Source organism: Flavobacterium limnophilum (assembly GCF_027111315.2).
GTDB lineage: Bacteria > Bacteroidota > Bacteroidia > Flavobacteriales > Flavobacteriaceae > Flavobacterium > Flavobacterium limnophilum.
Window position 1 is genome coordinate 1,632,242 of sequence record NZ_CP114289.2, and the last position, 12,039, is coordinate 1,644,280.

Here is a 12,039-nt window from a genome sequence, read left to right on the forward strand (position 1 = left end):
CTATGATAGCACACTGATGAAACCAATTTACTTCATAAAAATAAGAGCCTCTCTCTGCCCAACATTGAAAAAAAAACAATAATCTGTATAGCTATTTCAGCTCGGGTCAAGCACGGGTCAAGAGTATGGATAAAGAATATATATAGTAACTGTATAGTAACTGTATAGTAACTGTATAGTAACTGTATAGTTACTATACAGTAACTGTATAGTAACCACAATACAACCCTGCAATACTACTTACCCAATAGTAAACAAAGAGGAATTGCAATTTGGGAAGCTTAAAAAAACATTTTTTTCTTCTTTATATTGAAATGGCTTCGCTCAATTAAATTAGGATTTTCTACCATTGTTATTCGGTACAGTGCAGCAAAATAGTACACTGACAAAATAAATTTATTTCGTTAAGAAACCACTTCTCTGCCGAAAGTTGGGAAAAAAAGGATTTTCATTTGAATTTACATTAAACCATTTTATTTTTTTACAGTCTTAAATAATTGTTCTTTTTAGGGCATTAAAATTAGTTGTTAATCCGTTGTTAAAATATTAACAAAACGCTCCTCATTCAAAATTCTAAACCTTAAATTTGTCTTCTTAACGAAAATATAAGAAGTCTAATCTCGCTTTTTCACATAAATTATGAAAATAAAACATATCGTTTACACCCTGCTAATAATTGGTTTCGGAGCATTTATAGCTTACCGAATTAATTCAAACAAAAGCAAAAATGAAAATTCCAAAGGCAAAGACGGAAAAGGCAAAGTAATGACCGTTAGTGGAATTGTACTTAAAACAGAAACTTTCGACAACAATCTATCCCTTTCCGGCTCTATTGAAGCCAATGAGCAAGTGGAAATTCGCTCTGAAATTTCCGGAATCGTAGAAGGTATTTATTTCAAGGAAGGAAGTAATGTGGCCAAAGGACAACTGCTTTTTAAAGTAAATGATGTCGAATTGAGAGCCCAATTGCAACAAGCCAAAACCAAACAAGGACTGGCATCCGAAAACGAAAGAAGAGCTAAACTTTTATTGGCCAAAGAAGCCATCAGCCAAGAAGAATACGATGTTGCCAGAGCCGATTACAAATTGGCACAAGCCCAAGTGCAATTAATTGACGCACAAATTGCCAAAACATCAGTTAGAGCGCCGTTTTCCGGGAAAATTGGATTGCGTTCCATTTCGCCCGGAACCTATATCACTCCTAGCCTTTTGGTAGCCAAATTAGTCAACATCAGCCAATTGAAAATCACCTTTTCCATTCCTGAAAAATATGCCAATCAAGTAAAAGCCAATTCCAATTTAAGTTTCACTGTGGCGGGTTCGACTGAAAAATATCAGGCCAAAGTGTATGCCATAGAGCCAGAAGTGGAAATCTCGACCAGAACATTGCAAGTTCGTGCCTTGGCTGAAAACAAAGACGGAAAATTATTGCCGGGTACTTTTGCCAATGTCGAATTACCTTTGGACATCATCAAAGATGCCATCATAATTCCATCGGAAGCCATCATTCCGGTACAAGATGGTAAAAAAGTGTTGATTTCAATTAATGGTAAAGTCAAAGAAATTAAAGTGGAAACCGCCACCAGAACCGATGCCACCATCTTGGTACTTTCAGGTTTAAAAGCGGGTGACACATTATTGACAACGGGTGTTATGTCCTTAAAAGAAGATGACGGCGTGAAAGTTAAAGTTAAATAGATAGCAGATTTCAGATGCCAGTTGGCAGCAAATCCTTAATCGCAATTCTTAAATCGTATATCCCAAATGAGTTTATCCACCATAAGCATAAAAAGACCCGTACTGACCATCGTTCTGAACTTGACCATCGTCTTGTTTGGAATCATTGGATACACATTCCTGGGCGTTCGAGAATTTCCTTCTATTGATCCGGCACAGATTTCGATTCGAACCAGTTATACAGGTGCCAATTCAGATATTATTGAATCCCAAATCACGGAACCTTTAGAAAAAGCTATTAACGCCATAGACGGGATTCGAAACGTAACTTCTTCGAGTACACAAGGCAGCAGTAACATCACGGTCGAATTTAATTTGAACAAAAATCTGGAAGAAGCCGCCAATGATGTTCGGGACAAAGTTTCCCAAGCCACTCGAAATCTACCCAAAGATATTGATGCACCACCAGTGGTTTCAAAGGCTGATGCCAATAGCGATGCCATCATTTCGATGACGGTACAAAGTGATTCACGAAGCGAATTGGAACTCAGCGACTATGCCGAAAACGTAATTTCACAACGACTCGAAACCATTCCGGGCGTAAGTGGCGTGCAAATTTGGGGACAAAAGAAATACGCGATGCGGTTGTGGATTGACCCCATAAAATTAGCTTCTTATGGCTGCACGGTTTCCGAAGTAAGAGATGCCTTGAACAAGCAAAACGTGGAATTACCCTCGGGAAAATTGACCGGAAACGCCACAGAATTAACGGTAAAAACCGTTGGAAACCTTTCGACTCCCGAAGAATTCAACAACATTATTATTCGTACTGACGGCGATAAAATTGTTCGCTTGAGCGATGTGGGTTCTGCCACTCTAGGTCCTGAAAATCTGGAAACCAAAATGAGCCAATCAGGTTTGCCATTAGTTGGTGTAGCTATTGTGCCTCTTCCGGGAGCTAATTATTTAGATATTTCGAAGGAATTTTACAAAGAAGTAGATAAATTAAAAAAAGATTTACCAAAAGATATCAAGTTGAATGTAGCTATTGACAATACTATTTTTGTAAAAAAATCAGTGCTTGAAGTAGCGGAAACATTAGGGATTTCCTTAATTTTGGTAATCTTAATTATCTTTCTATTTTTTAGGGATTGGGCTATCGCTTTCCGACCTTTAATTGATATCCCCGTTTCGTTAATTGCAACATTTTTTATAATGTGGCTTTTCGGATTTTCAATAAACGTGCTGACTCTGCTGGCTATTGTTTTGGCAACAGGATTAGTAGTCGATGATGGAATCGTAGTTACAGAAAATATTTTCAAGAAAGTCGAAGAAGGAATGTCGCCAATTGAAGCTGCAATCAAAGGTTCAAACGAAATTTTCTTTGCCGTAATATCCATCTCTATAACCTTGGCTGCAGTATTTTTACCAGTAATTTTCTTGGAAGGATTTGTTGGGCGACTATTTCGAGAATTTGGGGTTGTTATTGGTGCTGCGGTATTGATTTCGGCCTTTGTTTCTTTGACCTTAACACCAATGTTGAATGCTTATTTGATGAAAGGTGGCGAACAGAAAAAATCAAAATTTTATATTGCGACTGAACCTTATTTTCAAAAATTAAATAGTAGTTATGCCGATGCTCTTGGTCGTTTTATGAAAAGAAAATGGTTAAGTTTTCCAATATTGATTTTCTGTTTTGGACTGATTGCCTTATTTTTTAATTTACTCCAAAAAGAAACCGCGCCCTATGACGATCGAAGCGGTATGATGATGAGCATTACTACTGCAGAAGGTTCATCTTATGAATATACCGATCGATTTATGCAGGAAATCTCCAGATTGATAGACGATTCCATTCCAGAAAAAAAAGTGAGTTTGGTGATTACTTCTCCTGGTTTTATTTCAGCCGCGTCAAACAGTGGAAGAGTTAGAATTTCATTAGTGGACCCAAGCGAAAGAAAAATTTCGCAAAAAGAAATTGCCGAAAAATTGACCAAATGGACCAAAAAATATCCTGAAGCCAAAACATCGGTGATAGAACAGCCCACAATTGCGGTAAATAGACGCGGTGGAATGCCTATTCAATACATTATTCAAGCACCCAATTTTGAGAAATTGAGGGAGAAAATACCTGTGTTTATGGACGAAGTGTCAAAAAACGAAACCTTTTCTAACTCCGACGTGAATCTAAAATTCAACAAGCCCGAAATCAACGTGTCCATCGATCGTGAAAAAGCCGAGAGCTTGGGAATATCCGTAATTGACATTGCCCAAACCCTGCAACTTTCGTTAAGCGGCCAACGTTTTGGGTATTTTATGCGTAACGGAAAACAATACCAAGTCATTGGACAATTTGACCAAAAAGACCGTTCCAAACCCTTGGATTTAACGTCGATGTTTGTGAAAAATAATAAAGGCGAATTGATTCAAATGGACAATGTCGTGACGATCGAAGAGAAAAGCAATCCGCCGCAATTGTATCATAATAACAGGTATATGTCGGCAACGGTATCGGCGGGTCTCGCTCCGGGCAAAAGTATCAACGACGGTATTGATGCAATGAATGACATAAAAACCAAAGTATTGGACGATACTTTCACCACGGATTTGGGTGGAGAATCCCGAGATTTTGTCGAAAGTAGTTCGAATACTTCTTTTGCTTTTGGACTGGCTTTGTTGCTGATATTCTTGATTCTGGCAGCACAATTCGAAAGTTTTGTCGATCCATTCATCATCATTTTGACCGTGCCAATGGCGGTAGCCGGAGCTTTATTCTCCTTATGGTTGTTTGGACAAACTTGGAATATTTTTAGTCAAATTGGAACCGTAATGCTTATTGGTTTGGTAACCAAAAACGGAATCTTGATTGTCGAATTTGCCAATCAATTGCGAGAGCAAGGAAAACCCAAATTGGAAGCCATTCTAGAAGCTTCGGAAGCACGACTTCGACCAATATTAATGACGAGTTTGGCTATTTCATTGGGAGCTTTGCCAATAGCAATGTCACTTGGAGCAGCTTCAACCAGCAGAATGGGAATGGGAGTGGTTATCGTAGGTGGAACAATTTTCTCCCTGGTTTTAACACTGTTTGTAATTCCCGCTTTGTATCTTTTATGGTCGAAAGCGAGAAAACATTATCCAGAATTTGATCATATTGAAGAATATGAAACCAGTATAAAAAAATAAATTTCTTCCGATGAATAAAAAGCTGGTTCCTGATAACCTTAGGCAATAATAATTTCACCGGAAGAAAAAGATATTAAATAAAAAAACACCACAAATTACACAAATTAGCACAAATTGAAAACAAGGAATTGTAAAATTTTCACAAGAAAAAATTTGTGGCAATTTGTGCAATTTGTGGTAAAAACAAAAAATTATGAATACTAAAATATTAATCCGTAGTCTAATTTTATTCTTGTTTTGCATAGCACAAACCAATGCTCAAGAAGTTTTGACTATCGAAAACGCACTAAAAATAGCCTTGGAAAACAATTTTGAAATAAAAATAGCTTCCAATAATTTAACAATCAACAAAACCAATGTAGCCACTGGAAATGCCGGAATGTTACCCAAAGTTACGGCAACCTTGGTCGATGCCAACAGCATTCAAAACAGTTCGCAAACCCGACAAGACGGAACGGTCAATTCATTGGACAATGCCAAAAATAACAGCTTGAATTACGGTGTTGGACTAGATTGGACGGTTTTTGACGGTTTCAAAATGTTTGCCAAATTAGACCAATTAAAAGAATTGCAGAAACTCGGTGAAGCTCAATTAAAACGCACCATAATACTAAAAATTAGTGCCGTGAATGCGGTTTATTTTGATTTGGTGCAGCAACAGCAACAACTGGCAGCTTTGGACACGACCATCGTGATTTCAACCCAACGTTTGACTTTGGCACAAAATCGTTTCAACATTGGTAAAGCTTCCAAGTTGGAAGTCTTGAATGCCCAAGTGGATTTAAACACGGACAAAGTGGCGCTTTTGAGACAAAAAGAATCCTATGCCAACCGAAAAATTGCCTTGAACCAAATCTTGGCGAGAGATTCCAAAGTTGATTTTAAAGTGGTGGACGAAGTCACCGTGGACGATAAATTAATCTTGGCCGAATTGATGGCTTTGGCCGAAAAACAAAATCCACAATTGGAATCCGAAATCATCAACAAAAGAGTTTCCGAACTGGATTTGAAACAAATCAAGGGCGAACGGTATCCAACGATTAACTTGACTTCGGGTTACAACTTTGCCGAAAGCCAGTCAAGTCTGGGTTTTACCTCGCAATCTTCTTCAAAAGGACTTAATTATGGATTCAGGGCTTCCTTGAATATTTTTGATGGATTCGCCCAAAACCGCAACGAAAAAATTGCCAAAATCCAAATTGAAAATTCCAAAATTGCCATCGAACAACAAAGTCTTTTATTAAATTCTGAATTGACTATTGCTTTTCAAACCTATTTGACCAATCTGGAATTGATTGATTTGGAAGAAACTAACGAGGCTATCGCCAAACAAAACCTAAGTATTACGGTCGACAAATTCCGAATTGGGACCATAACCACAATTGAATTTAGGGCAGCTCAATTGAATTACATCAATGCCAAAGTGCGCTACAGCAATGCCCAATTTCAGGCCAAATTATCTGAAATTGCCTTACGAGAATTGGCAGGAAATATGAGTTTTTAACTTATTTTTGTCCAAAAAAATTCACGATGACTTCCTATAACCCAAAAGACTGGATTAGCTTTATTTTTAGCGCAAGTAAAGCAGATACGTTTCAAAAATTAATTCCAATGATGTTTATTATTGGAATCTACTCCGGAATTGTTGGTTATTTAGAAATGGAATATTGGGATTTACCCGATGACAGCCAAGTGAAAAATATCTCCGTGATGCACAGTTTGCTGGGTTTCGTGATTTCATTATTATTGGCTTACCGAACCAATACGGCCTACGATCGCTGGTGGGAAGGACGAAGAATGTGGGGAGGTTTGGTCAACAGCAGCCGAAATTTAGCCATTAAATTATCCGTGATTTTAAAAGACGAGAATGATCGGGCTTATTTCAGGAAAATGATTCCGGGTTATGCCTCAATTTTGCAGAAACATTTAACCGATAGCGATACGGCAAAACAATTGTTTGACGATGTCGATCTGGAAATCGACCATCACAAACACAGACCCAACCAAGTCGCCAAAATACTGTTTCAAAAAATAAGTGATTTGTATAATTCAAAAAAAATCACGGGCGACCAACTTATTATTCTGAACAACGAACTACAATCCTTTACCGATATTTGTGGGGCTTGCGAGCGAATCAAAAACACGCCTATTCCCTACTCTTACAGCGCATTTATCAAGAAATTCATCTTTATTTATGTGCTGACACTGCCTTTTGCCTATGTATTTATTTTGGGTTATTTCGTGATTCCGGTGGTGGTTTTCATCTTTTATGTATTGGCTAGTTTGGAATTAATCGCCGAAGAAATCGAAGACCCGTTTGGTATGGACGACAACGATTTGCCAACCAAAAAAATAGCAGAAAACATCAAAAAACACGTCGAGGAATTGATTTAAATATACACGGCAAACACCAATTTATTCTTTAAAGTAAAACAGACACAGATTGCACAAATTTGCACAGATTGCATAGTGAAGTTGTTTGTTTGAAAAATTAAATACCCATTAATCATTGAATTTGTGTCAATTTGTGCAATCTGTGTAAAATTTTGTTCGGCTCTAAATAAATTCTGTGTTGATTAATTTTTCAGAAAAGTTCAAATTATGAAAAGCCTAAATTCCTTTCACGACGACTTGAAAACAGCAAAAGAATTGGTTTATGACCAATGTAATTTTGATTTCAAAAACCTAAAATGGAATACTGAAAGCATCGAATATGGAGCTTGTTCTTTCGAACTTGACGGCAAAAAAATTCAACATCGTGCTTCCAAAATTACACCCACAAAAAACGGCCAGTTTGTGACAATTTGGAAAAGAAACCAAGATCGAGTTACAGAACCATTTGATATCAATGACGAAATAGATTTCATCATCATTACTGCAAGAAGTGGCGAAAACCTTGGACAATTTATTTTTACGAAAGGTATTTTGGCTAACAAAGGCATTATAACACAAAACGGGAAAACGGGGTATTCGGGTTTATCCGCCTTGGGACAAGCCAGGGAGCAAACAAGCCGAGAAAACCCAAAACTGGCAACTAGACTATTTCTTGACCATCAAGACGGACGATTCAACCGATATTGGTTTAGCCAAGAAATTATTGGAAGCTAACAATGAACAATCCAGCATGTAGAGGTGAATTCTATTCAAAAAACCAAATAAATTGTTTCGTCTCCAAACTGCAATCCTTATATTTGCAATCTTATTAAAATTCTCAAATGAAAATATCATACAACTGGTTAAAACAATTCATAAAAATAGACTGGAAATCCGATGAAACTGCGGCATTATTGACGGATTTGGGTCTGGAAGTAGAAGTAGTCGAAAAATATCAATCGGTAAAAGGAGGACTCGAAGGCATTGTTGTAGGCCACGTCCTTACTTGTGTTCCGCATCCTGATGCCGATAGATTAAAAGTAACCACCGTTGACTTAGGCGATGGTGTTCCTGTTCAAATTGTTTGTGGTGCTGCCAATGTCGCCGCAGGTCAAAAAGTGCCTGTTGCCACTATTGGAACCACATTATACGACAAGGAAGGTGTTGCCTTTCAAATTAAAAAAGGAAAAATCCGCGGACAAGAAAGCCACGGAATGATTTGCGCCGAAGACGAATTGGGTCTTGGCGAAAGTCACGACGGAATTATGGTTTTAGATGATGCAATTATTGCTGGAACAACTGCCGCCACTGTTTTCAAAATTGAAAATGACGAAGTTTTCGAAATTGGACTCACCCCAAATCGTGCCGATGCGATGAGCCATTTTGGAACCGCCCGAGATTTAAGAGCCGGATTGTTGCAAACGGGTGTAAAAGTGGAACTGATTTCGCCTTCCGTGAGTAATTTTAGAGTCGACAAAAGAACATTAAAAATTGATGTCAGTGTCGAAAAACCACTTCTAGCTCCTAGATATTGCGGTGTCACCATTTCTGGAATAACCGTAAAACCTTCTCCAGAATGGCTACAAAACCGATTGAAATCCATTGGATTAAATCCAAAAAACAATATCGTGGATGTCACCAATTACGTTTTGCACGAATTGGGTCAACCACTTCACGCCTTTGACGCATCCAAAATAAACGGTAAAATAATCGTAAAAACACTTCCTTCGGGAACCAAATTTACCACGCTTGACGATGTGGAAAGAAGTTTGCACGAAGAAGATTTGATGATTTGTGACGAAAAAGGACCTTTGTGTATTGCGGGAGTTTTTGGCGGAAAAAATTCGGGAGTTTCTGAAACGACCACTTCCATTTTCTTGGAAAGTGCCTATTTCAATCCCGTGAGCATTCGAAAAAGTGCCAAAAGACACCAATTAAATACCGATGCTTCCTTCCGATTTGAAAGAGGAATCGATCCAACCATCACCGAATATGCTTTGAAACGTGCCGCCTTGTTGATTCAAGAAGTAGCCGGCGGTGAAATCACCTCCGATATCGTGGATATTTATCCAAAGAAAATCGAAGACTTTCCGGTAGTATTAAATTTCGACAATGTTAAGAGAATTATTGGTCAAGAATTGCCAAAAGAAATCATCAAAAATATCTTGGCATCTTTGGAAATCAAGATAAACAGCGTTTCTGACGCCGGATTGGGATTGACAATTCCTGCTTATCGCGTGGATGTGCAAAGAGAAATTGACGTTATCGAGGAAATTCTTCGAGTGTACGGTTACAACAACATCAAATTTTCGGACAAATTGAATGCCACGGTTTCCAATTCCCCAAGAACCGAAGATTATAAAGTGCAAAACGTCATTGCCAACCAATTGAATTCACAAGGATTCCACGAAATGATGGCCAATTCATTGACCACTTCTTCTTATGTTCAATTGTCGGAAATGTTGAAAGAGGAACACAATGTGATGATGCTGAACCCATTGAGCAACGATTTGGCTGCAATGCGTCAATCATTGTTGTTCTCAGGATTGGAAGCAATTTCGTATAACATCAACCGTAGAAATGCAGATTTGAAATTGTTCGAATTTGGAAAAACCTACCATAAATTACTGTCCGGTTATGAAGAACGTAAACATTTAACGATGTTTATCACCGGAAACCGAAATCAAGAAAGTTGGACTAACGCCCAAAAACCAACCGATTTCTTTTTATTCAAAGGCTATGTCAATGCTGTTTTGGAACGATTAGGAATTCAAAAAACACAAAATATACCTGTAACTTCCGATGTGTTTTCAGAAGGAATTGCCATCGGATTTGGAAATGACACTCTTGTAGAATTTGGTGTAGTAAAAAAATCTATTTTAAAACATTTTGACATCAAGCAGGAAGTATTGTTTGCCGATTTTAATTGGGCTTTGGTTTTAAAACTGCTTTCCAACAAAATCAAGTACGTCGAAATCCCAAAATATCCTGAAGTTCGCAGAGATTTGTCTTTGTTGTTGGACGACAGCGTTTCTTTCGACGCCATCTATAAATTAGCGCGACAAACAGAGAAATCATTGTTGAAAGACATCAGTTTATTCGATGTGTACCAAGGAAAAAACCTTCCCGAAGGCAAGAAATCCTATGCGGTAAGCTTCACCATCCAAGACAATACCAAAACCTTGACCGATGTTCAAATCGACAAAATTATGGGCAAATTGCAAAAAAGCTTGGAAACCGAATTGGGAGCCAGTTTGAGGTAATTTTGAATCCTATAAGATACATTTAAGGTCATTTAAGAAAATAAATTAAAGCAAAATGCCAATCCTGATTTTAGGATTGGCATTTTGCTTTTTAAAAATATAGCGTCTTTTTTTTGACTAATTAGGAATTGAATTCCTAATTTAGTATGAAAAAAATTTTCTTCATTAATCTTTAATCCAATATAAAATTTTTACTACATTTATATAAGTCAGAATTACAAATTACTCGTTCATTCATTAAACCTTAAAAATATGGAAATTAATAAAAAAGTAAGGAGTAAAAAATTAGGTACAAAAGTAGATTTAACCGCAATGGTTAGTGTGTCTTTTCTATTGATTATTTTTTTTATGGTAACAAAGGAATTATCTAAACCACAAGCAATGTCATTAGGATTACCTGATAATCGTATTAGTTGCGGTTCATTTGGTTGCGGTACTGGTACTGAAACTCGCACTATAACTATTTTACTTGATAAAGATGATAAAATGATTGTTTACAGTGGTCTTTTAGCATATCCTTTAGAAAGTCCCAAAGAAGTAGTTTATGGTAAAGATGGAATTCGCAAAGAATTATTCAACAAAAACAAGGCTGTTCAGGAATATTCTGCAAAATATGGAAGAACTTATAGAGGGCCAATTGTAATTATAAAACCAAGCAAAAAATGCAACTACAAAAACTTGGTTGATATTCTTGATGAAATGGCAATTGCAAACATACAAACTTATGCAATTGTTAATAATTATACACCTGAAGAAAGAAAATTATTAGCTGTAAAATAACCTTCCATAACTATTTAGGATGATAATACTGACAAGATCGCAAATACTTTATGATATTTCTTCAAAAAATATAAAGATTTCTTCATTCCACTAACTTGCGCTCGCAGTAACTTATCTCATAAAAAAAGTCCCAATTGCTCGGGACTTAATATATTATCTACTATACCATAGTTCTGAATTTCTTGATGTATGATACACACCTTTAACCACAATACGATTTGAATTTTCTTGTATTTCAAAATGAATTCCAAAAGGAAAACGCTTTGTAAACGCAATTCTGGTATTTTTATATTTAATCTCAAAAAGTAATGGATTTTTCAAAATAGCCTTAAACTCCTTTTTTACGGCAATTACAAACTCTTTCCCAAGTCCTTTTACCCTTGAATTATAGAAATCATTTGTCTCCTTGATATCCTCAAAAACCAAAGGCAGATATACAATCTCGTATTTCATTACAAAACATCCAATTTCTTCATAAAATCCTCATTCAAAATAGCGATTTCAGGATTTTGCAAATACTCATTGTAACGGCGTTCTGATTCCTCTTGCTGCCATTGCGGAATGTCATCTTCTGGACTGGAAGGCAGAATAATTACTTCTACTCTTTTTGCTGTAAAATCTTTTGGAAGCACTACACTAAACGTATGATTTTCAACATCAATAATTTGTTTTATAGCTTTCATTGCATTTGATTTTCAACAAAATTACAAAAAAAAAGCTTTGTTGATACCATAAAAAAATCCCCACATTGCTGTGAGGA

At 36.8% G+C, this 12,039-nt stretch carries 8 protein-coding genes and 1 pseudogene; 7 read left to right on the forward strand and 2 right to left on the reverse strand.

The window, feature by feature from the left end; all coding sequences use genetic code 11:
- The first annotated feature begins 639 nt into the window (after positions 1-639).
- The 7 genes and pseudogenes from OZP13_RS06795 to OZP13_RS06825 all read left to right on the forward strand — a co-directional run bounded on the left by OZP13_RS06795 (position 640) and on the right by OZP13_RS06825 (position 11,279).
- The gene (locus OZP13_RS06795) at positions 640-1,698 is read left to right on the forward strand and encodes an efflux RND transporter periplasmic adaptor subunit (protein ID WP_269243097.1); all 1,059 of its coding nucleotides are present in this window, start codon (positions 640-642) and stop codon (positions 1,696-1,698) included.
- A gap of 66 nt (positions 1,699-1,764) precedes the next feature.
- Positions 1,765-4,863 (forward strand): efflux RND transporter permease subunit, encoded by a 3,099-nt coding sequence (locus tag OZP13_RS06800; protein ID WP_281299112.1) that lies wholly within the window; start codon positions 1,765-1,767, stop codon positions 4,861-4,863.
- Positions 4,864-5,056: 193 nt separating this feature from the next.
- A complete protein-coding gene (locus OZP13_RS06805; RefSeq protein ID WP_281299113.1) occupies positions 5,057-6,367 on the forward strand; it encodes a TolC family protein in 1,311 nt (436 codons plus the stop codon).
- A gap of 26 nt (positions 6,368-6,393) precedes the next feature.
- Complete coding sequence (locus tag OZP13_RS06810; RefSeq protein WP_281299114.1) at positions 6,394-7,257, forward strand: bestrophin family protein; 864 nt, start codon at positions 6,394-6,396, stop codon at positions 7,255-7,257.
- A gap of 207 nt (positions 7,258-7,464) precedes the next feature.
- Positions 7,465-7,993: pseudogene (locus OZP13_RS06815) on the forward strand (MepB family protein).
- A gap of 85 nt (positions 7,994-8,078) precedes the next feature.
- Positions 8,079-10,499 (forward strand): phenylalanine--tRNA ligase subunit beta, encoded by a 2,421-nt coding sequence (pheT, locus tag OZP13_RS06820; RefSeq protein ID WP_281299115.1) that lies wholly within the window; start codon positions 8,079-8,081, stop codon positions 10,497-10,499.
- 252 nt (positions 10,500-10,751) lie between these two features.
- Positions 10,752-11,279 (forward strand): ExbD/TolR family protein, encoded by a 528-nt coding sequence (locus OZP13_RS06825; protein ID WP_281299116.1) that lies wholly within the window; start codon positions 10,752-10,754, stop codon positions 11,277-11,279.
- Positions 11,280-11,432: 153 nt separating this feature from the next.
- Here OZP13_RS06825 and OZP13_RS06830 read toward each other — a convergent pair whose 3' ends face one another.
- Entirely contained in the window at positions 11,433-11,732 is a 300-nt protein-coding gene (locus tag OZP13_RS06830; RefSeq protein WP_269243101.1) for a type II toxin-antitoxin system RelE/ParE family toxin, read from the reverse strand.
- A complete protein-coding gene (locus OZP13_RS06835; protein ID WP_269243102.1) occupies positions 11,732-11,962 on the reverse strand; it encodes an addiction module protein in 231 nt (76 codons plus the stop codon). Before OZP13_RS06835 ends, OZP13_RS06830 begins: the two co-directional genes overlap by 1 nt.
- Between the last annotated feature and the right edge of the window lie 77 nt (positions 11,963-12,039).